Origin of the sequence: Halobacillus sp. Marseille-Q1614 (assembly GCF_902809865.1) — a bacterium.
Classification (GTDB): domain Bacteria; phylum Bacillota; class Bacilli; order Bacillales; family Halobacillaceae; genus Halobacillus_A.
The window spans coordinates 1,933,747-1,960,070 of record NZ_CADDWH010000001.1 but is presented as its reverse complement, the minus strand read 5'-3'; the positions used below and the strand labels follow the sequence as shown (position 1 = coordinate 1,960,070).

The following is a 26,324-nucleotide window of genomic DNA, read 5'->3' as shown; positions in this document are numbered from 1 at the left end:
GCTTTTTTAGGAGGTTTTTTGACATGAACTATGAAGAACAGGTTTATAAGGAAGCTGTTAAATGGAGCCGCTCCCTGGAAAAACGCTCAGGATTTCTGCAGCGAAAATCAAAAGGGCTTCAGTCCGCCATTAATAAGAAAATTCCTGACCTGGTTCATCAGGTGGTAACGGAGAGCATCAAGCGAATGATCGAACTGTCGTTAACAGGTTCTCAGTATATTTTACCGATTGAACAACAAGGGGACTGGACATTTCAACAGAGGGAAGAGCTTGTCAGGGAAAAATTAAAGCAGTACAAACGCTCAGCCTCGTGGGAAGGAGCCGGAACAGGGGCGGGAGGATTCTGGCTCGGGGCAGCTGATTTTCCGCTGCTTCTCAGTATTAAAATGAAGTTCCTCTTTGATGCTGGGCAATATTACGGGCTGAATGTGGAGAGATATGAGGAGAGGGTATTTTTGCTGCATATTTTTATGCTGGCTTTCTCAAGTGAAGAGGAGAGGGGCCGTGTCAAAGAAATTCTCTTAAATTGGGACAGCGTGCCTAAAGAGAGAAAGCAAATTGACTGGAAGTCTTTGCAGATTGAATATAGAGACACGATTGATTTTGTGAAAATGTTTCAGCTTCTCCCTGGGATTGGGGCGGTGGTCGGGTATGTAGCCAATGGCCGTTTATTAGAACAATTAGGGGAGACGACGATGAACGTTCATCGCCTCCGCCTGTTACATTCTCATTTTTCCTGATAAGAACGATAAGCCTGGAGAAGCGTTTTTGCCGCATGAGGCAGAGCTGCTTCATCAAAATCGAACTTAGGATGATGATGAGGATAATAATGGTCGGGAATCTGTGCTCCTGTAAAGTAGAAAGCGCCGGGCTTGTTTTCCAAGTAGTAGGCGAAATCCTCGCCTGCCATCACCGGAGGAATTTCTTCTGTTTTTAAGCTTGGATCTGCTTTACTGGCATCCTGCAAAATCAGCTCGGCTTCTTCTTTATGATTAATAACCGGCGGATAGCCTTTATAATAATCAAAGTCATAATCTGCCCCGCAGCCTTCACACGTGCCTTTAATGATTTTCTCCATTTCTTTAATGATCGTATCCTGGACCTGCGGATCAAAAGTCCGGACAGTACCCGTGATTTTCGCAGAGTCTGCTATGACATTAAAAGCATCGCCGGCTTCAAATGTTCCAACAGTTAAAACGGCTGTACTTAACGGGTCAAGACGGCGGCTCACAATCTGCTGCAGTGACGTGACGAGCTGGGAAGCAATGACGATTGCATCTTTCGTCTGGTGAGGGATTGCCCCGTGACCGCCTTTTCCTTTAATCGTAATGTGAAAGCGGTCGGCGCCCGCCATAAATTCCTGCTTCGACGTTTGAATCACTCCTGTAGGAGCGTCCACCCATAAGTGTGTACCGAAAACGGCATCCACATCATCCAGGACTCCTGATTCAATTATCGGTTTTGCACCGCCGGGAGCGTATTCTTCAGCATGCTGGTGAAGGAAAACAACAGTCCCTGGAAGCTCTTCCTGATAAGGAAGGAGGGCTTCGGCTAGGCCTAACAGTGCAGCTGTATGACCATCATGACCGCATGCGTGCATGACGCCGTCGACCGTGGATTTATAATCTGTCTCATTTTCTTCGTGAATGGGAAGAGCGTCAAAGTCGGCGCGTAAAGCTACTTTCTTTCCTGGTTTTCCGCCTTTTAAGGTTGCAACGACTCCATTGCCGCCGACTTCTTTTTGATAAGGAATCCCCAGGCGTTCGTATTGGTCCGCAATGAACCCGGCTGTTTTTGTCTCTTTAAAAGAGAGCTCCGGATTTCTATGTAAGTGTCTTCGGGTTTCTAGCATTTGAGCGTATTGCTGATCTATGGCTTCAAATATTGATTCCCACATTATAATTCCTTCTTTCTTCTAGTATTTGTTATCATTCTCTGTTGATTTACGGGGAACCCGCTTGCTTTTTCGCGGACAAACCGCCAATCCTCTTTCGTCCCTGACTGCGGGGTTTTAGCAGGCTCATTTTTCCGCGAGGAGTCACGCAGTTTCCTTACGAATCAACCATTGTATTATTTCAAGTTGAATATTGTTCCAATATATCAGACTATTTTTAATATTAAAAGAGAAGGTGGCTTTAGCCCACAGTAAAAAACCCCTCCTCCTAAGAAAGGAGAAGGGGCTGAAATTTCAATTGTGTTTATTCGTGTAAACGGGAGTCCTGCAGTAAACGATCGATCTCTTCCATATGACCGGTTTCGTCAGCAATTAGATCATCGAGTTTAACAGAAAGCTCTGTAAGATTTAATTCTTCCGCCTGAACTTTACGTTCTTCATACCGTTTAATCGTTGCATATTCTGCTTCGCGAGCTTCTCTCAGCATCGCTTTTACATCAGTATGCTGCTTGACTTCCGCTGGAGTTGTTGTCGGTGTTCCGCCTAAGATGCTGATTTTCTCAGCCAGGTACATTGCATGTCCCTGCTCATCGGCAACTTCACTTTCAAAGAAAGGTTTTAACACCGAACGATATAAGCCAGAGACAACGGCAGCATTATATGTGTACATTATGGAAGCCGCATATTCATTCGCTAAGTCTTCATTTAGTCCATCAATAAGTTGTTGCATTTTTTCATCCATTTCATTCATCCTTTCCATAAATAGTAGCACATTAAAAAATATTCCCTTATTTTCCTTCTTTAAACGTAAAACCTTGGAACTGAATTTGGAGCAGATAAACTGTTTTGCTTTCATATAAATACCTAGTATAATTGCAGATGGGAGAGGTAGAAAGGAACGGTAAGTATGAATAAACAAAGCGAAACTTGGTTATTTGTGGCATGGGCTGCCGCTTTAACGGCTACAGCAGGGAGTTTGTTTTTCTCAGAAGTAATGGGATACGTTCCATGTGAAATGTGTTGGTTTCAGAGGATATTTATGTATCCATTAGTAGTCATTTATGGTGCCGCAATGCTTAAGAAAAATACTTCGATCGCTTATGCCGGTTTGTTTTTAAGCGGGATGGGCGGGTGTATTTCGATTTATCATTACTTAGTTCAAAAGGTTCCTGCTTTTCAATCAGCAGGTGACGCCTGTGGAGTCGTACCTTGTAATGCGGAGTATATTAACTACTTAGGTTTTATTACGATCCCATTTTTAGCAGGTACAGGTTTTATTATTATTTTTATCAGTCACATTCTAATGATCCGTGGACAAAGGAGATAACGTCTTATGAAGAAAAAAATGATTATCTTTGGTACCGTGTTAGTAATCCTAGTGGTGGCCTTAACTTTTGTAGTAAATTATCAAAACTCACAGCAAAGTGAAGATAATCCTTATGGAAAAGAAAACTTAGAGCAGGGCACAATTGAACAGTTGGAGGACCCTAACTATCAAAATCAAATCCTTCCTGATGAACTGCGGGAAAAAGTAGAATCAGGTGATCCGGTAACCGTGTATTTCTACAGCCCTGATTGCGTACACTGTCAGAATACTACGCCAGATCTGGTACCGCTTGCACAGGATATGAATGTTGATATGAAAAAATTGAACTTATTAGAATTTGAAGATCAATGGCAGGAATATCAGATTCAATCCACTCCAACGCTTGTACACTACGAGAATGGAGAAGAACAATCCCGGATTGTTGGAGCACAGGATATGAGCAATTTCGAAGCTTTCTTTGAAGAAGAAGTTCTAGCCTCTGAATAAAAGAGAAGCGTGGTTGGTGATTGACCACAAAAAAACTTGCAGGGATACTCTAGAGTATCCCTGCAAGTTTTTTTTTCTACCTAGGTATAAAAAACCGCTCTCTTTTTTATTCTTCCGGCTGTATCATATAATATTTCGTAATATAAGGCTTTCCGTCAATAAAAGAAGGCTTTTGTTTATGCTGTGGTCCGGAGTTGGCATGTGCCTTCTCGAATTCTTTAGAGTTTTTCCAGTCTTCAAAATCCTGTTCATTGCGCCACTGAGTAAAGACGACGTAAGTATTGCCTTTCTTTGGCCTTAAGATGCGAATCGCCTGAAATCCTTCCATATTCTCCACCTGGCCGACCCGTTTTTTGAATCGGTCTTCAAAAACAGGGCGTCCTTCATCAGATACAGGAATGTTATTCATAACGACAAACCCGGAGGACTGAACCTGACCTACATTTTCAACTACTTCATAATCGCGGCCTTCTTTGAAGAAAGAAGGGTGGTCCCCTTCATAATAGGCGACTGTTTTGTCCCGTTCCTGCATTAATAGGAGGTTGTCCTCCTTGTGTTCAGCAGCTAGCTTTACTAAATAATTTAAGGTACCATTTGTCATAGATACGTTCATATGGAAAACTCCTTTCCTTATTAAGTAAAGTGTAGCAATTGACTGTATGATACCGCAAGTTTAGAGAGAGGATGCACAACGGTTGAAAACTATAAAACTATTCAGGCCCCCAGAATGGTCGAGAAAAGCTAAATGGGCCGCAGGTACTTTCGTTATTTTCACACTACTGGCTTTTACTGGCTTTATGATCATCTTCACTGGAGGGTATTTTATCGTTTCTGAGGAAAAGCTCGTGTTAAACTCAGCTACGACTATAGAAACAAAAGACGGACAAATCATAGAGCGGATGTATACCGAAAATCGGACGCTCATTTCTTTAGAAGATATTCCGGAGCACGTGAAGCAGGCTTTTATTGCTGTAGAAGATGAACGTTTTTATCAGCATGAAGGACTTGATCCGAAAGCTATTTTACGGGCGGTCTATCGGGATATCATCGCTATGGGGAAAGTTGAAGGCGGGAGCACAATTACCCAGCAGCTTGTTAAAAATCTTTTTTTAACGAATGATAAGTCGTGGATGAGAAAGACAAAAGAAGTGATGGCGGCTATATATTTGGAGCGCCATTATTCGAAGGATAAAATATTAGAATTGTATTTAAATACGATTTATTTCGGGAAAGGTGTTTATGGGGTGGAAGAAGCCGCAAAAACTTACTTTAACACTTCTGTTCGTGAGCTTTCCATATCTCAAGGGGCGTTATTAGCAGGGCTTCCTAAAGCACCCAATAATTATTCACCATTTGAAAATCCAAAGCAGGCTCTCGAACGACGAAATATTGTGTTATCCCGAATGGAAGCAGCTGATGTGATAGAAGCGGAAGAAATGGTTAGTCTGCAGGGAGCGACACTTGGTGTGGAGAGAGGCGAAGAGAACACAGAAACGTGGAGTAACAGCTACGTGGATGCGGTTATTTCAGAAGCAGCAAAGAAATATAACATAAGCCGTGATGAGTTAAAACGCGGTGGTTATCAAATCATTGTAGAGATAGATCCTGAAATCCAAAAGCTTTCGGCACGACATATGAAAGAAGGCAAATTCGCTCCTGGTTCAAATGGTAAGGCAGAAGGAGCTTTTACGTTAATGGACCAGGCCACCGGTGCTTACAAAGCGATCGTTGGGGGTAGGGATTATAAGCATGGCCAAACCAATCATGCCTTGACTAGGAAGCAGCCGGGATCTGTCATTAAACCGCTGGCTGTATATGGACCGGCTCTTATGGACAAAAAGTATATCCCGTATTCACTGCTTGTTGATGAAAAACAGAGTTATGGTGGTTATACACCGACTAATTATGATGGGCAATATGACGGGATGACCTCAATTTACAAGGCAATTGTTGATTCGAAAAATGCTCCAGCAGTATGGCTGCTTGATCAAATGGGCATTTCTTATTCAAAAGAGTACTTAGACAAGTTAGGATTGCCTACAGAGGATGAAGGTTTAGCAATAGCTCTTGGCGGGTTATCTAAAGGGTATACTCCGATGCAGCTGACAGAAGCGTATCGAACGTTTGCAAATAACGGCAAACAAACAGACGGCCATACCATCGAGAAGATTATCGATAGAAATGGGAGAGCCATTCATGAGCACAAGCAGAGCGAAAAGCAGGTTTTTAATCAGCAGACAGCGTGGGAAATGACACAAATACTTGAAACTACAGTCGATTCCGGAACGGCTCAGGCCGGAAGCTATTCGAAAGCATTGGCAGGAAAAACAGGCACCCAGCAGCATCCTACTGTAGAAGGCCAGAATAAAGATGTCTGGTTTACCGGCTATACGCCTGATTATGTAGGGACGTTGTGGATGGGATACGATTCTTCAGCGGAAGATTCCTATTTAACCGGCGGAAGTGAATATCCAACAGCGCTCATGAAAACCATTTTATCGGACATTGATGAAAAGAGAGATTTATTAGAAAGCTTTAAAAAACCAGAGGGGCAAAAAGAACTGCCAGTACCAATTACCCTTCCGGAAATCACTGATGCTTCAGGTTCAGGGGGATTTGGGGGCTGGAGTTTATTCTCTGATCAAATCACGTGGACACCTGGGGAGGATAAACGCGTCATTTACCGTATTTACCGGCTTGAGGAAGACAGCCGTCAAATGGTAGGCAGAGTGACTGGAAAAGGGGAAGTTAATGTAAGCGGCACCGACGTTTTTGGAGAAACGAGTTATGTGGTCGTTCCGTTCGACCCGCTTACAGGACTTGAAGGGGAAGCTTCCAATGTCGTGACGATAAATTAGCGTTCTGTGAAAATAAGCACAATCTCGTGACAACTATATCATTTTTCTATACATTGCGGACATTTATAGGTATAGTTGAAGTCGGAAAAAGGTTGAACGTGAATAAAGGAGTTATGCAGGACTATGAAACCATTTAATGACACAATTTTAAAAGCATTCAGAGGCGAAGAAACGGACCATACCCCTGTCTGGTATATGAGGCAGGCCGGGCGTTCACAGCCTGAATATCGTAAGCTGAAAGAAAAATATTCTCTATTTGAAATTACACACCAGCCTGAGCTGGGCGCTTATGTCACACGACTTCCGGTGGAACAGTATGGAGTCGATGCCGCAATTCTTTATAAAGATATTATGACTCCCCTGCCGGCGATCGGGGTAGACGTTGATATTAAAAAAGGAATCGGCCCTGTAATCGCTAACCCGATCCGTTCTAAAGCCGATATTGATAAACTTGGCACGATCGATCCCGAATCCGACGTTTCCTACGTCATGGATACGATCCGTCTTTTAACAAAAGAACAGCTCAATGTCCCATTAATCGGATTTACAGGGGCTCCATTTACACTGGCAAGCTATATGATTGAGGGCGGCCCTTCAAAAAATTACAATAAGACTAAAGCTTTAATGTACAGCGAGCCGGAAACATGGTTTGCGTTAATGGATAAACTCGCAGACACATCGATTTCTTACGTAAGAGCTCAAGTTGAAGCAGGCGCGAGTGCGATTCAGGTCTTTGATTCCTGGGTAGGAGCCTTAAATGCAGAGGACTATCGCACCTTTATTAAACCGGTTATGGAACGAATTTTTAATGAGCTTCAATCGCTTGAGGTTCCTTTGATTATGTTTGGTGTCGGCGCGCGTCATCTGGCGCTTGAGTGGAACGATCTGCCATTAGACGTTATGGGGCTAGACTGGCGAACATCGATTACAGAAGCTCGAAACTGGGGCATTACGAAGCCTTTACAAGGAAACCTTGATCCATCCATTCTTTTAGCAGACTGGAGCGTGATTGAAAAACGCGCGAAGCAGATCATTGATGAAGGGAAACAGCACCCAGCCCACATTTTTAACTTAGGGCATGGAGTCACTCCTGATATTCAACCAGACACGTTAAAACGATTAACACAGCTCATTCACGAATATTCTAATAAGAATTAAGAGGTGACGATAATGGAAAAAAGGCAAGTAGGGTTACTCGTTATGGCATACGGAACGCCGTATAAAGAAGAGGATTTAGAAAGATATTACACACATATTCGCAGAGGGCGTAAACCGTCTGATGAAATGCTTCAGGACTTACGAGACCGCTACAATGCGATTGGAGGCATCTCTCCTCTTGCGAGAATTACAGAAGATCAGGCGGCATCCCTTCAAAACACGCTTAACGAAGAGCAGGATGAAGTGGAGTTTAAAATGTACTTAGGCTTAAAGCACATTGAGCCGTTTGTTGAAGATGCTGTCTCTCAAATGGCTGAAGATGGTATTACTGAAGCCGTATCGATCGTTCTGGCTCCTCATTATTCCACTTACAGTGTTAAGTCTTACAACGGACGCGCGAAGGAAGAAGCCGATAAGCACGGTATCACCATCCGTTCAGTAGAAAGCTGGTATGAGGCTCCTGGTTTCATCGACTACTGGAGTGAGCAGATTCTCAGCGAGTACGGTAAAATGAGTGAAGAAGAAAAAGCAGAAGCTTGCTTAATCGTTTCTGCCCACAGCCTGCCAGAAAAAATATTAGAAGGCGGAGATCCATATCCTGATCAGCTGAAACGTACGGCTGAATTGATTTCTGAAGAAACAGGCATTACCCAATATGAAATTGGCTGGCAGAGTGAAGGGAATACCCCAGACCCCTGGATTGGGCCCGATGTGCAGGACTTAACCCGCGATCTTTTTAACGAAAAAGGCTATCGCTCTTTCGTTTATGCTCCTGTCGGCTTTGTTTCCGATCATTTAGAAGTTCTTTATGATAATGATTACGAATGTAAAATTGTCTGCCACGAATTAGGTGCCGAATACTACCGCCCTGAAATGCCGAACACTCATCCTAAATTCATCCGGACATTAGCCGGTGTCGTCCTGGCTAAACTGGAAGAACGGGAGTAATTATGGATAGAAGAAAAGTAGTCATTGTCGGCGGTGGAATTGCCGGCTTAACAGCAGCTTACTATTTACAAAAAGAAAAGCGGGAGAAACAGCTCCCGCTTGATATTCATTTAATAGAAGCGGGTGAAAAGCTTGGCGGTAAAATTCAAACGGTAAAGCGCGACGGCTTTACAATTGAGCGGGGCCCCGATTCCTTTCTTGAAAGAAAGAAGAGCGCGACAAGACTCGCCGAAGAACTGGGATTAGAAGGCGATCTTGTACCAAATGGGACGGGTCAGTCTTATATTCTTGTCGGTCAGAAATTGCATAAGATGCCGAGCGGCTCGTTTATGGGCGTTCCAACCCGTATCCGCCCGTTTCTTTTTTCAGGATTGTTTACACTTGCTGGTAAAGCACGCGCAGTATTAGATGTAGTGAAATCGAAAAAAGAAACAGAAGGCGATCAATCGCTTGGTTTATTTTTCAGAAGACGTCTAGGAAACCAAGTCGTCGAAAATCTGATCGAACCGCTGTTGTCTGGAATCTATGCCGGAAATATTGACGATCTCAGCCTGCAGGCTACATTTCCTAACTTCTATCAGCTCGAGCAGGAATACGGCAGCTTAATCAAAGGATTAAGAAAGACTGTACCGAAGCCGCAGAAAAACAAACCGAAGCCAAGTATGTTCCGTACGTTCCGCGGCGGATTGGAATCTCTTGTTGAGGCGATTGAAACACAAATGGATGAAGGCACTTTTATAAAAAATATGGCTGTCGATCATATCGAGAAAAAATCCGACGTGTACCACTTGCTGTTAAGTGATGGCACGGTCCAAAGAGCTGATGCTGTTGTGCTGGCAGCGCCTTATTTTTCCGTGCAGCGGATGCTGTCCCAATACGATTTCTTTGATACGTTTAAAGGAATGAAAGCCACTTCAGTCGCAAATGTGGCGATGACATTTGATGAATCAGCCATTAAGAAGGATATCGATGGTACAGGATTTGTCGTTTCAAGAAACAGTCCATTTCGGATTACGGCTTGTACATGGACCCATAAAAAGTGGCCGCATACAACACCTGAAGGTAAAGTCATGCTTCGCTGTTATGTCGGCAAGCCTGGCGATCAGGAAGTCGTGGACCTGTCGGATGAAGAAGTTACGGACATCGCCCTAAATGATTTAAATCAAATTATGGATATCACGGAAAAACCTGATTTCTCAATAGTGACACGCTGGTATGATTCTATGCCGCAATATTCAGTTGGTCACAAAGATCGAATGGATGAAGTAGACAGGAAGATGGACGAGCATCTACCGGGAGTTTATTTAGCCGGAGGATCCTATCGCGGAATCGGGCTTCCTGACTGTATTGATCAGGGAGAAGCAGCCGTCGAACGTGTATTGCAATACTTGCACCTATAAGAGGAAACCTGCAGACTGCCTGCAGGTTTTCTTCTTTTATCTCTCGGTACCAGGTCCACAAAATCCAGCTTTCGGTACCTGACACCCTCCGTCGGAAATGAAAAGGGTTGCATAAATGCAGGAGTCTTAGTATGATTTGTTATGAAAACGATTTCAAATTGTGCCAAACAGGGGGAGTAAGGATGGCGACAATTGAAGATGTGGCAAAGCTGGCGGGGCTGTCACGTACGACGGTATCCCGGGTCATAAACGATCAGCCTTATGTTACAGAAGAGAAAAAAGAGAAGATTTTAGATGCGATGAATCAGCTTGGGTATGTACCGAATTCTTCGGCCCGCCGTCTTCGGAGTCAGCGGACGGAAACGATTGCGGTGCTTTTGCCGAGGGTAACGAACCCGTTTTTTGGCCGTCTTATTGAATCGATTGAAGAACAGGCTTCTGATTATGGCTATCAGGTGATTGTCTGTCAGACGCATGATAATAAGAAAAAAGAGCTGGATTATCTGAATTTGTTAAAAACCAAGCAGGTGGATGGGATAGTCTTAGCTTCTTTAGCAAATGACTGGAAGGATATTGAGCCATTTTTAGCTTCCGGTCCCATTGTTCTCTGCAATGAATATTTGGAAAACGACCATATTTCGATGATACATATTGATCATCGCCAAGCGGCTTTTGAAGCAACACTTCATTTAATAGAACAGGGCTGCCGCCATTTGGCATATGCCACGGGCGGTCATCACACGCATATCACCCAAGAGCGGAAGCTTGGTTTTTTACATGCTTTACAACAGCACAACATTGAATTTAATCCGGATCTCGAAATCAGCCATACACTGAATGTGGAAGAGGGAAGAAAAGCTTTTTATTATATAAAAGAACATCATCCATACGTTGATGGAATTTTTACTGGTTCAGATGAAGTGGCAGCCGGAGTCATCTATGCCGCGACACAGGAAGGGTGGAGAGTTCCAGAAGATTTGGCTGTCGTAGGGTTCGATAACCAGATGCTTTCCCTGCTCATGGTTCCAGCTATTACGACAATTCAGCAGCCGGTTGATGATATGGCGGTAAAAGCTATTCAAGTACTTGTAGAAAAATTACGTAATAAGCATACGGCGCATGAACATAGATACGTCTATCCTTATGAGCTGTTTAAGCGAAAATCTACAGGGGTGCAAGCTGTTGTACCTTCAGCCTCTAAGTAAGAGGCTTTTTTTATGGCGAAAAAAGCTGTTCCGTGAGAGAATCTGCTCCTTTCCTTGTCCTCTTTTTAGACAAAAAAAAACAGCTGGTCAGCTGTTGAAGAAACCATGTTCCACTGTTGTCTTTTTGTGGAATACTATTATTAACGAGCAGGGTGGCTGCATTCGTGGCAGACATTACCGTAGCAGTCGGCCTGCTCCTTGATATCATGGCCACACTTTGTACATTGTTTTTTAGGCAGGTTACGGAAGAATTCAAGAACGTTCATCATGGAAAATCGCCTCCTAAGAAATATTGTATTGTCATTGTATTATAACAATATTCAAAAATCAATAATCTGTTATAAAACAATTAAAAAATAGTTAAAAAGAACTAAGGAGGATTTCTTTTATGAAAGTAACGACAATCGGGTATTGGGGCGGTTACCCAGGGGTAAACAGTGCCACATCCAGCTATTTAATTGAAGAGGGCGATTTCAGCCTGCTTGTTGACTGCGGCAGCGGGGCACTGGCCAGAGTGCAGCAGAAACTTGAAGTTATGGATCTTGATGCGGTGATTCTCTCGCACTATCATCATGATCACGTAGCAGATATCGGAGTACTTCAATACGCGTGGCTTGTGCAGAATACGATAAATGAGTCTTCTGATATCCTGCCTATTTACGGGCATCAGGAGGATGGGCAGGCATTCGAAATGCTGACTCACCAATATACAGAAGGAATTGCCTACGATCCGTCTCAAACCCTGGAAATAGGACCGTTTACGATCGAATTTTTAAAAACCAAACATCCTGTACCATGCTATGCGCTGAAAATCTGTAATGGTACAGAGACAGTCGTCTATACAGCAGACACGAGTCACTTCGAAGAACTCGGTACATTCGCCGAAGCTGCCGATTTACTCATCACTGACACGAATTTTTATAAAGGAATGGATGGTGAAAAGCCTGGCCACATGACGAGTGAAGAAGCTGCATCAGTGGCCGAAAAGGCAAACGTCGAAACCTTATGGCTCAGTCATCTGCCTCACTTTGGAGATTTAAATATGCTGAAGCAGGAAGCGGCAGATGTTTACAATGGAAATATTGAGCTTGCGGAGGAAGGATTAACCTGGAGTGGAAAGGACCAATAAATTGTTTAATAGCGTCTGATTTTATACAATGGGGGGTGGAGAGAAACGAGAACGAAAGGATGAGACGATGTTATTTATAGATGAGGGGATTAATGATCCGCGAATTAACTTAGCCATTGAGGAATATGCTTTGAAAAATCTCGACATTAATGAGACGTACCTGCTGTTTTATATTAATGAGCCGTCGATCATCATTGGAAAAAACCAGAATACGATCGAGGAAATTAATACAGATTACGTAGACGAGCATGGTATTCATGTCGTTCGCCGTTTGTCCGGAGGCGGTGCGGTTTACCATGATCTTGGGAATTTAAACTTCAGCTTTATTACAAAGGACGATGGGGACAGCTTTCATGACTTTGCAAAATTCACGGAGCCTGTAACTGCGGCCCTGCAGAAACTTGGAGTGAATGCAGAACTTTCCGGGCGTAATGATGTTACTGTTGAAGGAAGGAAAATTTCAGGAAACGCGCAATTTTCTACTCGCGGACGTATGTTCAGCCATGGAACTCTAATGCTGGATTCCGAAATAGAAAATGTGGTATCAGCTCTTAATGTTAAAACAGAAAAAATTAAATCTAAAGGCATTAAATCGATTCGAAGCCGCGTGGCGAATATTTCAGAGTTTCTGGATGAGCCAATCACAATGGAAGAATTCAAGAGCTTAATTTTGCGCTTTATTTTTGATGTGGATGATGTAAAAGATGTACCGCAGTATAAGCTGACTGAAGAAGACTGGAAAGAAATTTATAAAATTGCGGACGACCGCTATAGAAACTGGGACTGGAACTACGGAAGGTCTCCGAAGTTTAATATTCAGCAGACAAAACGCATTGAAGGAGCGGGCACCTATGATATTCGCTTAGATGTCGCTAAAGGCTATATCCGCAATGTGAAAATTTATGGAGATTTCTTCGGGGTCGGCGATATATCCGAAATCGAGGAAATCCTGATTGATACCAAGTATGACCGTGAAGCAATTTCCGAAGCGTTGGGAGATAAAGAGATTTCCCATTATCTTGGTAAAATTACAAAGCAGGACTTCCTGGAAATGATATATTAATTTGGTGCGGTTTATAAACGTTATTCATTTTTAATAGAAAAGGAAGGGGTTCTGTAAGACTCCTGCTTAAAAAACGGGCGGTTGAGACCCCACAGCGAGGAGGATTGACCGTTTGTCCGCGAAAAAGCGAACAGTCTCCCTTTTTTCACCCCATTAATATAAAAAGCCGGCACAAAAATTAGAGTGCCGGCTTTTTTAATACACGTTTGTTGCTAAAGTACTGGCTATAATTTATAATTAAACTGAAAATTTTTTATATTCATAATGAATGACTATTCATTCATTAGATGAAGGGGGAGCACCATATGAATTTAAGTGATCAACTGACAGTAACAGCTCAGCGCGATCCAAAGAAGGAGGCTTACATATTTCAAGGTCAGCCGGTAAGCTATCAGGAATTCGATGCTTCAGTCACTAAATTTGCTTCACAGCTCAATAAGCTAGGTTACAAAAAAGGGGATCATATCGCCTTAGTCAGCGGAAACAGTCCACTGTTTATGATTGGTTTGTATGGGGCGCTGCGAGCTGGGGTTACCGTCATTCCGATTAACCCTACGTACACAGCAGATGAGATGATTTATATTTTGAAAAACGGGGATGTCCGGGGTGTGATTACGCTTGATGTCCTGTTGGAAAAGTTCGAAAAGATGGATGAAGAATTAATGGTGGAAGACTACTTTGTCGGCCCTTCAGGTGCAGCTTCGAGCGAATCTTCTTTAAACTATAAAATGAAACCGTTTGCAAAAATGGTCGAAGCAGGAGACATGTCTTTTAAAGGGCCTGACTTGCAGGAGGAAGAGGTAGCGGTCATTTTATATACGTCCGGAACGACAGGTAAGCCTAAAGGTGCGATGCTGACCCACAAAAATTTATATTCCAATGCCACCGATGTAGCGGATTATCTGCGGATTACTTCAGATGACCGTATCATCGCCACATTGCCGATGTTTCACGTTTTCTGCCTGACAGTGGCGCTTAATGCTCCAGTAATGAATGGTGGAACTGTTCTTATCGTGCCAAAGTTTTCTCCAGATGAAGTGTTCAGCGTAGCAGGAGAGCATAAGGCGACATTTTTTGCCGGTGTGCCGACGATGTATAATTATCTGCTGCAGACAGGAAGAGAGAAAGTGGATACATTTAAAGATATGAGGATTTGTGTTTCAGGGGGTTCGTCTCTGCCAGTTACACTGCTGTATGATTTTGAAAACATGTTTAATGTAAGGATATCAGAAGGGTATGGTTTGTCTGAAGCTTCGCCTGTCACTGCCTTTAATCCTTTAGACAGGCCCCGCAAGCCTGGATCCATCGGAACAAATATAATAAACGTCGAAAATAAAATAGTTGATGAGCTGGGTGAAGAGGTGCCGGACGGAGAAGTCGGGGAATTAATCGTCCGCGGGCCGAACGTAATGAAAGGGTACTATAAACTTCCGGAAGAGACGGAGATTTCTATACGTGATGGCTGGCTCTATACAGGCGATATGGCAAGAAAAGATGAGGAGGGTTACTTTTATATCGTAGACCGGAAAAAGGATATGATTTTAGTGGGCGGGTATAACGTATATCCGCGGGAGGTCGAGGAAGTGCTGTACAGTCACCCAGACATTACAGAGGCTGCCGTTGTAGGAGCACCTGACCCGCAGGCAGGAGAGGCGGTCGTCTGTTTTGTAGTATCAAAAGATCCGGATCTGGACGCGGAATCTTTAAAAGAGTTCTGTGCTAAATCACTGGCGAAGTATAAACAGCCCTCAGAGATTCACTTTATGTCGGAGCTTCCCAAAAACACTACAGGGAAGATATTGAGAAAGAATCTGCGTGAGCAGGTAGCCCAGCGTTAGGCGGTTTTTGTAAAATTTGAAAAATGAGCGCAATTCTTTGCGGTCTTCCGCAAAACATTTTCGGTGAATATTTGTAAGAGATATATTACAATAAGAATCAGATAAGCGATCATGCTTATTGTTACCACTTATGATTCGGTTTCATAAGTGGGTCAGTAATGTACATTACTGATGAGTGTTATTGTTGGAAAAGCATTTTGCTTTTTCATACATTAATTCCCTCACTCAAAAGTTAACCAGTCGTCTCATTGGCCAATGCTCACTGCGAGCATTGGCACTTTTTTTGCCTTAAGCTGGGTTAACTATTAGTAGAAAAGGGACGAATTCACACCTAATCTTCTTCTAAAACGGCTTTTCTTATTTCGGTTTTTGATAAGTAATTAAAAACTCTTCATTGGTTATATAGAAGTCCTGATCCGGGCGCTGTGGAAGAAGATTTAACTTTTCAAGCTTAAAATAGCTTACACGCTTATACGGATCGACATCAATGACAGGGAGTTCATTTGTCTGCTGAATATATTTATCTACAGCCTGCTGGACCATATCGAGATCTTTCGCGAGCTGAAGGTCTTCTTCTTCAAACAGTTCATACGTTTCCCGGGACATATAATATTTCTTTTTTGGAATGCCGTCGATATAGGGGGATAATAATTGATAATCAAGAGTGAGATCTTCGTTAATGATGACACTCAGCGGTACTCCTTTTGGCTTGTGATCCGCATAGCGGTGAACGGCACGGCGGACATCGTGAATCGATAAATCTTTGATTTCGAGCACTTTTCTATCTTCTGCTTCTTCTCTCCGTTTTCTTTTCCACATAAGAACTCCTCCTTGTATTATTAATGCTTCTGTTCAATTTTATTGGTTGATGGGAAGGAATCCGCTCACAAGACTCCTTCCCATCAACCCCATCATTTAACAGCGCCTTTTTCTAATAATTATATCAGCTTCGCATAAAAATAAATTTATTTTTAAGAATTTTTAGACTTTTTTATCGGAATTTGGTAAATTTATAGAGTAACACTTGTCTCAAGAATAAAGTACTGGAAAGGATGCTGATGAATGGATGTATTTCGCAGAAAAGAATACGAAGTGAACCCGCAGACCATGGCTCTGGTCGCTCATTATGATGAGAGAGGGCAGATTGTCACTGAGGTTGTAGAAAGTGGTGATACTTTCTATTTACCCGATTATCCCGGCAGAGTAATCGATCAGTCGTGCCGTTACTTTGCCAGCAGTTTAGAAGGCCGCTTGTCTGGAACAAAGCAGGTTGCCGGATTTACTCATAAACCCCCAATTGTCATCTCCCAGGCGATGGGCATGTATTTCTTCCCTATTATTTCCCCAAAACGACGAGAATGTTCGTGGATTGCTCATAATTATATTCGTGATTATGAAGGCGGACATGATCATACTACTACTATCCACTTCACTAATGGAATGTCCATTAATGTTCCCGTCTCCAAAGGAATGGTTGCTAATCAGGTTCAGCGTACTGCACAATTCCGGTTTATCCTCGAAGACCGATTAAAACATACTATAATCAGCCAAAACGAGTCGGTTGCTGAGACTTACGCATGAGTTCAAACAAGATGGTTTCCACTTTTTTTCGAATGGCCGGGTTAAAATAGTTGCGTTTTTCTTCATAACCGTGAGCTAAGAAAAGGAAGGAAGTAAATGAATCATTGCGGCCGGATTCTACGACATGAAGCTTGTGCTGATCCATTTTAGTTTTCAGCATTCTTCTTTCTTCTCTGGCGGCAAGCTCCATCTTGCCAAGGAGCTCCAAATATGGCTCTTTTATTTTAAAATCCCCTTTTTCAAAATGCTTGCGGTCCTGACGGATAACGGCGATCGCCATGGATAAGAAGAGGTATCGAGAAGAAATCTCTAATTCTTTCTGTCTTAAGTTACGCATAGTGTCCCCTCCGAATGCGAACGTTTGTTCTATATTATACCACGTGATACAATTATGTATGCAACCTTTTTTTGGAATCTGTTCATCGACGTCTTGTGTACTGTCCCGCTCTTTTTCGTTTGAAAGTTAACAGAGCACCGGGGTTTAAAAGTACTTCAAGAGGAGAAACTGTATTCTAGTAGGCAGGAAGCCCGCTTTCTATTAAAATGAAAGTAGAACTGTTTGAATAGATGAGGGGACAGATGATGAAGCTGCTAACGATGGACTTCGATACATTAAGGTATATGGCGGAAAACGACCGGCTGTTTGATTATATTATCAACCAGCTCGAGCAGTTAGAGCGTTTAGGTCCTCTGCCCGGTATATTACTGCCGTTAATTGAGGCATTTCTGCCGATTCTGCCGCTCGTAGCTTTTGTACTGGCTAATGCAGTTGTGTATGGCCTGTTTAAAGGCTTTCTCTATTCCTGGATAGGAGCGGTCAGCGGGGCCATTCTCGTATTTCTTCTTTCGAGAAAATTAGGACAGCAGCGGTTTTTCAATTTTGTGAGCCGCCACCCACAGGTGAAAAGGGTGATGACCTGGCTGGAAGAACATGGATTTGGTCCGCTGTTTTTGCTGATGTGCTTTCCATTTTCTCCATCTTCGATCATAAATGTGGTATCAGGATTGTCCAATGTAAGCCGCCAGCAGTTTATTCTTGCTGCCATATTAGGGAAATCAGTGATGATATTTACAATTTCATATGTAGGCAGCAGTATTGCCTCTTTTGCTCAAAACCCTGTAAAATCAATAGTTGTAGGTGTTTGTATTCTGGCATTTTGGATTGTCGGAAAATTCGTAGAAAAACGGCTTCAGAAGACGGCAAAGACAAAGCCACATCGAAACGGTTTATGATAGCTTTAAACGGGTAGATGGTTATTAGAAATTTACCTGGAGGCAAAAGCTATGAGAAAATACCGCACGATTTTACGAACTTTGTTATTTGCCTTATTACTGGCATTTGTATTTAAAACGTATCTGTTTGCAAGTTATATAGTAGATGGAGAGTCAATGGAACCTACTCTATACGATGGAAATCTTCTAATGGTTAATAAACTGATATATGATTGGCGCGACATCGGTCATTCAGATATTATTATATTTCATGCGAATCCGAAAGAAGATTATGTGAAGCGCGTCATCGGGCTTCCTGGTGACAGTATAAAGTTTGAAGATGATCAATTATATGTAAATGGCAAAGCAGTCGATGAACCGTATTTAGAAGAACTTCGTCCTGAGGACGGGCAGCCGTTTACAGAAGATTTCACATTAGAAGAGGTAACCGGTGAGCAAGTTGTTCCGGAAGGCAAAATGTTTGTTATGGGGGACAACCGCCGCGACAGCTTAGACAGCCGATCATTCGGCTTCGTTTCGAAAGAACAGATCGTTGGAAAAGTAGATATGCGCTACTGGCCATTTCCCCAGGTAGCGGTTCAGTTTAAATAAGGTAAAGCCGTCCGATTAAGGGCGGTTTTTTCCATGTTTACAAGTATTGATAAATTGACCGAAACAGTGAAAGTGATAGTATTAAAAATAGATATATTATGAGGAGAGGAAAGTTGCCATGGGGCTACAATTTATACTCGGCCGTTCAGGGGCAGGGAAGGGGACACGCTGCCTTGAGGAAATTCGAAGCAGGCTTAAGAAAGATCCGACAGGTCCCCCTATTCTTTATATCGTTCCTGACCAGATGACATTTCAGCAGGAATATACGTTATTAAAAAATGGGGATGTAGACGGTACGATCCGTGCCCAGGTATTCAGCTTTTCCCGTTTGGCCTGGAGGGTGCTTCAGGAAACCGGGGGAGGCACGAAGAAATTCATTACCTCGACTGGTATTCAGATGATGCTTCGAAAGATTGTCGAAGAGCGGACGTCCGACTGGCGCGTATTTCAAAAAGCAATCGAGAAGCAAGGGTTTATTGAGCAGCTTGAAGGAATGATTACAGAATTTAAGCGCTATAAAATAGAGCCTGAGCATATCCATGCCCATCTGCAGACGATGGAGCAGTTCTCCCACTTAACGAGCCATGAACAAGGGCTTCACGATAAGCTTGAGGATCTGGTCTACATTTATGACCGCTTAGTCGATGCTACACGGCAGCAGTACATAGACAGCGAAGACCAATTACAGATGCTGGCAGAAAAAATACCTCAAGCTTCTTTTCTGCAAAGAGCGGAAGTTTATATCGACGGGTTTCACAGCTTCACTCCACAAGAGTATGCGGTCATTGAAGCTTTATTCTCTAAGTGTTCAAATGTCCACGTTGCTCTAACAGCAGATGATCCGAAGTCTGATGAGAACGAGGAGCTTGACCTTTTTCATGAAACGAAAGAAACGTACTTCACGATTAGGCAGATGGCTCGCGAATCCGGCTGTCCTGTAGCTGAAGATATTGTACTTGATCCTGCAAACGGGCGGTTTCAGGAACGTCCCGCACTAAAGCATTTAGAGAGGTATTTCGATGAACGGCCGGCTCCCGCTTATGAAGGGAGTGATGTGCCGATACAGCTCGCGGAAGCTGTCCATCCGCGGGCAGAAGTGGAAGGTGCAGCCCAACAGATCCTTCACCTTGTCAGGGATAAGGGCTATCGATATAGAGATATCGCGATTCTTGTGAGAGAACCGAATGTTTATCACAACCTCATTGAAACGCTATTTGAAGATTACGGCATCCCTGTATTTATCGATGAAAAACGGACGATGCTTAATCACCCGATGATTGAGCTGATTCGCTCAGGACTTGACGTAATTGAAGGAGACTATCGGTATGACGCGGTCTTCAGGCTGTTAAAAACCGGATTTATTCCAGTTACCGACAGTAAATATCCTTTGGATGAAGAAGCGATTGATGAGCTGGAGAACTATGTGCTTGAATATGGCATTCGTAAGCGTGAGCGCTGGTTCAGTGAAGAGCCATGGGTGTATCAGCGCTTCAGAGGATTTGATCAAGCTGCTCAGACAAATGAAGAAAAAGCGAAGCAGGTCCGTATCAACGCCTATCGAAAACAGGTGGTTGATGCGCTCGAGCCATTTGACCATGAGCTTCGTGAAGCGAAGACGATCGCCGAACGGGCAAAAGCTATATATTACTGGCTCGATCGCATGGATGTACCTGTTCAGCTTGAAAAATGGCGCGACTATTATGATGAAAATGGAGAGATTGAACGAGGCCGTGAGCAGGAGCAGGTATGGGATGAAGTTCTTCAGCTTTTAGACGAAGTTGTTGAAATGGCCGGTGATGAAACGATCTCGCTTCAGGTATTTAGAAGCACGATAGAGAGCGGGCTTGAAGCTCTTACATTTGCCCATGTACCGCCGAGTATGGATCATGTCGTCGTCGGTAATATCGACCGTTCAAGAATTACAGGCATTAAGGCTGCCTTTTTGTTAGGTGTGACTGATGGCATTTGGCCGATGAAGCCGGCAAGCGACGGAATGATTTCTGAGAAAGAACGCTCGCTCTTATCAGAAGGAGGACTTAAGCTTGCAGACGGAAGTACCCGCCAGTTATTAGATGACCGCTTTTACATTTATCTGGCCTTAACAATGGGGAGAGACTATGTCTGGCTCAGTTATCCGCTGAGTAATGAAGAAGGGAAGTCGAAGATTCCTTCTCAGGTGGTTCAAAGATTAGAGGAACTCTTCCCGGCTGCAGCAAACCGTCTGCTGCTGCAGGACCCTGATGATGTCGCAGATGCTTCAAGGTTTATCACAACCCCTATGAAGACGAGATCTGCCTTAACGGCTCAATTCGCCCGTTATTTAAGAGGGTACCCAATTGATGACGTCTGGTGGGATGTGCTCTATTGGTATATGGATCATGAAAGCAGTACAGGGCTTACGAACCGGGTGCTTCGAAGCTTGTTTTATCAAAGCAAGCCTGTCAATTTATCAAAGTCGACGACGGAGCGTTTGTTTACAGGGCCGGTTAAGACGAGCGTTTCTCAAATGGAAACGTATCACCGCTGTTCCTACCAATACTTTTCAAGGCATAGCCTGAAGCTTGAGGAGCGCAGAACATACAAGCTTGATGCACCGGATATCGGCCAGCTTTTCCATGAAGCCTTAAAACAAATTACTGAATGGGTTAAGCAGGAAGGCCGGGATTTTGCACAGCTGAATCAGGACCAGACGAACCAGTATGCGGAAAAAGCAACAAATCAACTGGCACCTATTTTGCAGAACCAGATTTTACACAGTTCCAACCGTCACCACTACATTAAATATAAACTGCAGGCTGTCATTGCCCGGGCAGCGTTTATTCTTAGTGCACAGGCAAGAAAAAGTCACTTTTCACCCGTAGGCCTGGAGTTAGGGTTTGGCACAGGTCCTGATACCCAGCTGCCGCCTTTAACACTGCCGCTAAATAACGGACACGACTTGATGCTGCGAGGACGAATTGACCGTGTCGACCGGGCGCTGGCAGAAAACGAAATATTCCTGAGAATTATAGATTACAAATCAAGTTCCAGGGATTTAAATTTAGTCGACGTTTATTATGGACTGGCTCTTCAGATGCTTGCCTACTTAGATGTCGTTCTTACCAATGCAAAGCAGTGGCTCGGAGCTCCTGCCACACCTGCGGGGATGCTGTATTTCCACGTTCATAATCCGATGATTTCTAAGCCGTCGTGGCTCTCAGACGATGAAGTGGAAAAAGAGATCTTTAAGAAGTTCAAAATGTCGGGCTTGCTGCTAGAAGATGAACAGCTTGTCTCCATGATGGATACGACCCTTGAGAAAGGCCGCAGTGAGATCGTGCCTGCAGGAATTAAAGCCAATGGAGGCTTTTACAAAGGATCAAAGACGATGGAAAAAGGTCGTTTTGATGACTTGCGTTCCTATACGCGCTCACTTATGGTGCAAGCTGGTGAGAATGTAACAGAAGGAGAAGTGAAACTCGATCCGTTCCTCAAAGGTGATCAAGCGGCGTGTGATTATTGTCCGTTTCGGTCGGTCTGCCAGTTTGACCCGTCCATTGAGGAGCACCAGTACCGCAAGCTCAGGGATTTAAAAGAAGATGAAGTCATACAGCAAATTTCTAAACGAGAGGAGAGTACCCGTGGTTAGCTGGACGAAAGAGCAAGAAAAAGCGATATATACTGAAGGAACGAACGTACTAGTAGCCGCGGCTGCCGGGTCTGGGAAAACCGCTGTTCTCGTCGAACGAATTATCCAGAAGCTATTAAATAAAGACAACCCTTCTGATATTGATTCACTGCTTGTCGTTACGTTTACAAATGCGGCAGCACAGGAAATGAGAAACCGCGTAGGGGCGGCCTTAGCGAAAGCGTTAGAAAAAAACCCCGAATCGCGGCACTTAAAGAAGCAGCTTTCCCTCCTTCAAAATGCTTCGATTTCTACGCTTCACTCATTCTGTATGGATGTTGTGCGGCGCTATGCTTATCTGCTGGATCTTGATCCGGGATTTCGGATTGCCGATGACGTTGAAGCAGATTTAATTCGCCAGGAAGTACTAGAAGACTTGTTTGAAGACTGGTACGGCAAAGAAGGAGAAGAACAGCGCCGCTTCTTTGACATGGTCGATCGTTTTTCAAGTGACCGTAACGATTTAGACGTTGAGCAGCTGATTTTAGGGTTATATACTTTTGCTATGCAAAACCCATGGCCGTACAAGTGGCTGGATGAAATGGCCGCCATGTATAAGAATGCGGAAGGCGATGAGACGAATATTTCCTGGCTCCAACTGTTAAAAAGGGAAGTTGACAGCCAGCTTATGTCGATGGAGTCTGAGATTCATCAGTTCATCGCTTTAACACGTGAAGCCGATGGACCATCAAGCTATGGAGAAACCGCAGAAGCTGATTTAGAAATGGTTCAGCAGGCTAAAGGAGCTTTGGCTGTGTCATGGGAAGAACTCCAGGCGTATATAAGCACGAGTAAATTTGCTGCCCTTTCCCGTAAAAAGATGGAGTGCGATGAAGCCAAGAAAGAGCGGGCTAAGAAAATAAGGGATCGTTATAAAAAGCGCTGGATGAATATGAAAGAAGAGTGGTTCCAGCGCCGGCTGGACAGTTATTTAAGCGACATGCACGCGCTTTACCCCGTAATGGAGCAGCTCACTGCCGTCGTCAAAGATTTTCACGAACGGTATCAGGAGTTAAAGCGTGAGAAAGCGGTCGTGGATTTTTCCGACTTAGAGCACTACTGCCTGCAAATTTTACTGGACGAGTCGTCAACAAAGGAAAACCCTGTACCTTCTTCTGTGGCAAGAGGTTTTCACGAACAGTTCTCGGAAGTCTTAATCGATGAATACCAGGATACAAACTTAGTTCAGGAAACACTGCTTCGTCTTTTAACGGATGCTCCGGAAGCCGGCCGCTTATTTATGGTAGGGGATGTAAAGCAGAGTATCTACCGTTTCAGGCATGCAGAACCTGCCTTGTTTTTAAACAAGTACCGGACTTATGGGAAGGATGAACAGCAGGGTGAGAGAATTGACTTAGCCCGTAATTTTCGCAGTCGCAAGCAAGTATTAGATGCGGCTAACTACGTGTTTCGCCAAGTGCTTGATGAAGAAGTCGGCGAAATGAATTACGAGCCTGAAGCTGAGCTGATTTACAGCAACTTGATGTATGACGAGGCACCTTCTGAAGAAGCTCAGACCGAGCTTTTGATAATCGATAGAGAAGGAAAAGAAGAAAGTACGCCTAGTGATGAAGAAGGATTTGAAGACTTGGAAAAAGCGCAGCTGGAAGCCCGGGCTTACGCAGAGAAAATCCGAACATGGCTTGGTTACGGCGAGGAGCCCCCTCTTGAAATCATTGATAAGGAAAAAGGCGTGAGGCGGCCGGTCCAGTTCCGCGATATCGTAATCTTAATGAGATCGATGACGTGGGCTTCTACGATCGTTGATGAATTAAAGCAGCAGGGGATCCCGGTTTACGCCGAGCTTTCGACAGAATATTTCGAGGCGATTGAAGTGAAGATCATGCTGAACCTTCTTAAAGTAATTGACAATCCAAGGCAGGATATTCCGCTCGCTTCGGTTCTAAAATCGCCGATCGTAGACCTCAATGAAGATGAATTGATGCAGCTTAGATTAGAAGATCAGCGGGTTACTTACTATGAATCAATGAAAAAAGCGATTGGACCGTCTCCACTTGGCCAGAAAATTAAACAGTTCACCGATAAACTTGACGATTTTAGAGAGCGTGCCCGCCAAGGAGCGCTGTCTGAACTAATCTGGCAGATTTACCGGGCAACAGGCTATTATGATTTTGTCGGCGGAATGCCGGGCGGACGCCAGCGGCAGGCCAACCTTCGGGCGCTTTATGACCGGGCGAGAAGCTATGAATCCACTTCATTCCGCGGCTTGTTCCGTTTCCTGCGCTTCATTGAACGAATGGAAGAACGCGGCGATGATTTAGGAGCCGCCCGTGCTCTCGGTGAGCAGGAAGATGTCGTCAGGATCATGACCATCCATAAAAGTAAAGGTCTTGAATTCCCTGTAGTTATTTTGGGAGCGATGGATAAATCGTTTAACATGATGGATTTACGAGACCGTTATTTGCTTCATAAAGATTATGGCTTTGGCTCGCGTTACATTGATCCTAAGAAGCGCTTAATGTTCCCTACGCTTGCGTACCATGCGATAAAACGGGTGAAATTACGGGAACTGCTGGCTGAGGAAATGCGCGTCCTGTATGTTGCTTTAACGAGAGCGAAGGAAAAACTCGTCATGGTAGGAAATGTTGCTTCTTTTGAAAAGAAACGAGAGAAGTGGCTGAGCTATGTCGAGGAATCGAACTGGGTCCTTCCGCCTCATGACCGACTGGAAGCAAAGTCTTACCTTGACTGGGTGGGTCCTGCTTTAATCCGTCACCAGGATACAGCCAACCTTCGCGGGGAAGGGGTGGAAGTGAAAACAGCTGGTGAGATTCAATATGATGCCTCTCAGTGGGAGGTTCAATTGTCTCATGGCAGTGATTATTCCCATATAGAAGAAATCGAGAAGCTTCGGGATGAGAAGCTTCAGGAGCAAATCGCCAAGTGGGATGGTGAAGAGAGAGAACAAAGCCCGCTTGTTGAGAGGCTCAATTATAAATACCCACACGAACAGGCAGCTCATGCGCGTGCGAAACAGACCGTTACTGAAATTAAGCGCCAGCGAGAGTCCATTGATGAATATTCGAGTGACCAGCTGTTAGTTCCATATCGGGCTCCGCTCGTGAAAAGGCCGAGGTTTATGCAGGAAAACCAAGGGCTCTCAGCAGGAGAGATCGGAACAGCGATGCACACCGTCATGCAGCACATTCCTTTAAATGAAGCGAAAAGTGCGGCAGAAGTTGAAGAATTCGTCGAACACCTTTTCTCTAAGGATATTTTGCGAAGAGAAGAAGCGGATGAAATTAATCACGAAGCGATCGCTTCCTTTTTCACAACTTCAATAGGAGAACGAATCCTTGAAGCCGAAGAAGTTCACCGTGAAGTGCCTTTTAGTTTAACACTGCCGGCCCATAAAGTTTACAACGACTGGGAAGGAGCAACCGATGAAAAAGTCTTTATCCAGGGAGTTATTGATGCGGTTATTCCTTATGGAGAAGGCTGGTTAATACTCGATTATAAAACTGACTCAGTTCCTGAAGGAGAAGGGGCGGCTGAAAAGATGAAAGATCGCTACCGTACTCAGCTTCATTTATATCGGACGGCTCTAGAGAAAATATGGAATCGCCCGGTCGAGAGAAGCTATCTCTTCTTCTTTGATGGTCCTCACGTCGTGGAGGTTGGGGATCATGAAAGATAAAACGTGTGAGCTGTGCTTAAGAACTCCTGTTCAGACAACAGAGCATCATTTAATTCCTAAGCAGCATGGAGGTGCAGAAGGCCCGACAGTTATGTTATGTGGAGCCTGCCACCGGCAAATTCATGTGCTGTTTACGAATGAAGAGCTTGCACGCTTTTACCATACCCCGGAGCGTTTGGCGGATCATCCGGATATGAAGAAGTTCTTAAAATGGGTGAAAAAGCAGGACCCGGAAAAAAGAATAGTAACTCGTCGATCTTATCGGAAGAGGCGATAAAGAGGTATGGC

23 protein-coding genes are annotated in these 26,324 nt (G+C 43.9%); 17 read left to right on the top strand and 6 right to left on the bottom strand.

The window, feature by feature from the left end; all coding sequences use genetic code 11:
* Window positions 1–23 precede the first annotated feature (23 nt).
* The gene (locus tag HUS26_RS09905) at window positions 24–740 is read left to right on the top strand and encodes an EcsC family protein (protein WP_173917008.1); all 717 of its coding nucleotides are present in this window, start codon (window positions 24–26) and stop codon (window positions 738–740) included.
* Here HUS26_RS09905 and HUS26_RS09900 read toward each other — a convergent pair.
* A complete protein-coding gene (locus HUS26_RS09900) occupies window positions 728–1,897 on the bottom strand; it encodes a M20 family metallopeptidase (protein WP_173917007.1) in 1,170 nt (389 codons plus the stop codon). The genes HUS26_RS09905 and HUS26_RS09900 overlap by 13 nt on opposite strands.
* A 301-nt stretch (window positions 1,898–2,198) precedes the next feature.
* On the bottom strand, window positions 2,199–2,636 hold the full coding sequence (locus HUS26_RS09895) for a ferritin-like domain-containing protein (RefSeq protein WP_173917006.1): 438 nt from the start codon (window positions 2,634–2,636) through the stop codon (window positions 2,199–2,201).
* A gap of 165 nt (window positions 2,637–2,801) precedes the next feature.
* Here HUS26_RS09895 and HUS26_RS09890 point away from each other — a divergent pair, with 165 nt between their 5' ends.
* The gene (locus tag HUS26_RS09890) at window positions 2,802–3,221 is read left to right on the top strand and encodes a disulfide oxidoreductase (protein WP_173917005.1); all 420 of its coding nucleotides are present in this window, start codon (window positions 2,802–2,804) and stop codon (window positions 3,219–3,221) included.
* A gap of 6 nt (window positions 3,222–3,227) precedes the next feature.
* Window positions 3,228–3,707 (top strand): co-chaperone YbbN, encoded by a 480-nt coding sequence (locus tag HUS26_RS09885; RefSeq protein ID WP_173917004.1) that lies wholly within the window; start codon window positions 3,228–3,230, stop codon window positions 3,705–3,707.
* A gap of 106 nt (window positions 3,708–3,813) precedes the next feature.
* Here HUS26_RS09885 and HUS26_RS09880 read toward each other — a convergent pair whose 3' ends face one another.
* Complete coding sequence (locus HUS26_RS09880; protein WP_173917003.1) at window positions 3,814–4,320, bottom strand: antibiotic biosynthesis monooxygenase; 507 nt, start codon at window positions 4,318–4,320, stop codon at window positions 3,814–3,816.
* An 82-nt stretch (window positions 4,321–4,402) separates the two neighbouring features.
* Here HUS26_RS09880 and HUS26_RS09875 point away from each other — a divergent pair, with 82 nt between their 5' ends.
* The 5 genes from HUS26_RS09875 (at window position 4,403) to HUS26_RS09855 (ending at window position 11,276) form a co-directional block, all read left to right on the top strand.
* The gene (locus HUS26_RS09875; RefSeq protein WP_254434169.1) at window positions 4,403–6,565 is read left to right on the top strand and encodes a transglycosylase domain-containing protein; all 2,163 of its coding nucleotides are present in this window, start codon (window positions 4,403–4,405) and stop codon (window positions 6,563–6,565) included.
* Between the two features lie 123 nt (window positions 6,566–6,688).
* Window positions 6,689–7,723 (top strand): uroporphyrinogen decarboxylase, encoded by a 1,035-nt coding sequence (gene hemE, locus HUS26_RS09870; RefSeq protein WP_173917002.1) that lies wholly within the window; start codon window positions 6,689–6,691, stop codon window positions 7,721–7,723.
* A gap of 12 nt (window positions 7,724–7,735) precedes the next feature.
* Window positions 7,736–8,671 (top strand): ferrochelatase, encoded by a 936-nt coding sequence (gene hemH, locus HUS26_RS09865; RefSeq protein ID WP_173917001.1) that lies wholly within the window; start codon window positions 7,736–7,738, stop codon window positions 8,669–8,671.
* A gap of 2 nt (window positions 8,672–8,673) precedes the next feature.
* Window positions 8,674–10,071 carry a protoporphyrinogen oxidase gene (gene hemY / locus HUS26_RS09860; protein ID WP_173917000.1) on the top strand — a complete coding sequence of 466 codons (1,398 nt, stop codon included), beginning with the start codon at window positions 8,674–8,676 and terminating at the stop codon, window positions 10,069–10,071.
* 182 nt (window positions 10,072–10,253) lie between these two features.
* Window positions 10,254–11,276: a LacI family DNA-binding transcriptional regulator gene (locus HUS26_RS09855; RefSeq protein WP_173916999.1), complete on the top strand. Its 1,023-nt coding sequence runs from the start codon at window positions 10,254–10,256 to the stop codon at window positions 11,274–11,276.
* Between the two features lie 140 nt (window positions 11,277–11,416).
* Here HUS26_RS09855 and yhfH read toward each other — a convergent pair whose 3' ends face one another.
* Window positions 11,417–11,545: a protein YhfH gene (gene yhfH, locus HUS26_RS09850; protein ID WP_173916998.1), complete on the bottom strand. Its 129-nt coding sequence runs from the start codon at window positions 11,543–11,545 to the stop codon at window positions 11,417–11,419.
* 119 nt (window positions 11,546–11,664) lie between these two features.
* On the opposite strand from yhfH, the gene HUS26_RS09845 reads away from it, so the two are divergent.
* The 3 genes from HUS26_RS09845 to HUS26_RS09835 all read left to right on the top strand — a co-directional run bounded on the left by HUS26_RS09845 (window position 11,665) and on the right by HUS26_RS09835 (window position 15,306).
* Window positions 11,665–12,405, top strand: a complete 741-nt coding sequence (locus tag HUS26_RS09845) for an MBL fold metallo-hydrolase (RefSeq protein ID WP_173916997.1) — start codon at window positions 11,665–11,667, stop codon at window positions 12,403–12,405.
* Window positions 12,406–12,472: 67 nt separating this feature from the next.
* Window positions 12,473–13,468 (top strand): lipoate--protein ligase, encoded by a 996-nt coding sequence (locus tag HUS26_RS09840; RefSeq protein WP_173916996.1) that lies wholly within the window; start codon window positions 12,473–12,475, stop codon window positions 13,466–13,468.
* A gap of 305 nt (window positions 13,469–13,773) precedes the next feature.
* Window positions 13,774–15,306 (top strand): fatty acid--CoA ligase family protein, encoded by a 1,533-nt coding sequence (locus HUS26_RS09835; RefSeq protein WP_173916995.1) that lies wholly within the window; start codon window positions 13,774–13,776, stop codon window positions 15,304–15,306.
* A 357-nt stretch (window positions 15,307–15,663) separates the two neighbouring features.
* Here HUS26_RS09835 and HUS26_RS09830 read toward each other — a convergent pair whose 3' ends face one another.
* Window positions 15,664–16,125, bottom strand: coding sequence for a DUF3939 domain-containing protein (locus HUS26_RS09830; protein ID WP_173916994.1), 462 nt, complete (start codon window positions 16,123–16,125; stop codon window positions 15,664–15,666).
* Between the two features lie 243 nt (window positions 16,126–16,368).
* Between HUS26_RS09830 and HUS26_RS09825 the strand changes: the two genes are divergently transcribed.
* The gene (locus HUS26_RS09825; protein ID WP_173916993.1) at window positions 16,369–16,887 is read left to right on the top strand and encodes a competence protein ComK; all 519 of its coding nucleotides are present in this window, start codon (window positions 16,369–16,371) and stop codon (window positions 16,885–16,887) included.
* On the opposite strand, the gene HUS26_RS09820 is transcribed toward HUS26_RS09825, so the two are convergent.
* The gene (locus HUS26_RS09820) at window positions 16,850–17,224 is read right to left on the bottom strand and encodes a hypothetical protein (protein WP_173916992.1); all 375 of its coding nucleotides are present in this window, start codon (window positions 17,222–17,224) and stop codon (window positions 16,850–16,852) included. The genes HUS26_RS09825 and HUS26_RS09820 overlap by 38 nt on opposite strands.
* A 245-nt stretch (window positions 17,225–17,469) precedes the next feature.
* Between HUS26_RS09820 and HUS26_RS09815 the strand changes: the two genes are divergently transcribed.
* The 5 genes from HUS26_RS09815 (at window position 17,470) to HUS26_RS09795 (ending at window position 26,313) form a co-directional block, all read left to right on the top strand.
* Window positions 17,470–18,120: a TVP38/TMEM64 family protein gene (locus tag HUS26_RS09815; RefSeq protein WP_173918806.1), complete on the top strand. Its 651-nt coding sequence runs from the start codon at window positions 17,470–17,472 to the stop codon at window positions 18,118–18,120.
* Window positions 18,121–18,171: 51 nt separating this feature from the next.
* A complete protein-coding gene (gene lepB, locus HUS26_RS09810) occupies window positions 18,172–18,711 on the top strand; it encodes a signal peptidase I (protein ID WP_173916991.1) in 540 nt (179 codons plus the stop codon).
* 118 nt (window positions 18,712–18,829) lie between these two features.
* A complete protein-coding gene (addB, locus tag HUS26_RS09805; RefSeq protein ID WP_173916990.1) occupies window positions 18,830–22,339 on the top strand; it encodes a helicase-exonuclease AddAB subunit AddB in 3,510 nt (1,169 codons plus the stop codon).
* On the top strand, window positions 22,332–26,036 hold the full coding sequence (gene addA, locus HUS26_RS09800) for a helicase-exonuclease AddAB subunit AddA (RefSeq protein WP_173916989.1): 3,705 nt from the start codon (window positions 22,332–22,334) through the stop codon (window positions 26,034–26,036). The genes addB and addA overlap by 8 nt, the downstream gene beginning before the upstream one ends.
* Window positions 26,026–26,313, top strand: a complete 288-nt coding sequence (locus HUS26_RS09795; protein WP_173916988.1) for an HNH endonuclease — start codon at window positions 26,026–26,028, stop codon at window positions 26,311–26,313. The genes addA and HUS26_RS09795 overlap by 11 nt, the downstream gene beginning before the upstream one ends.
* Window positions 26,314–26,324 lie beyond the last annotated feature (11 nt).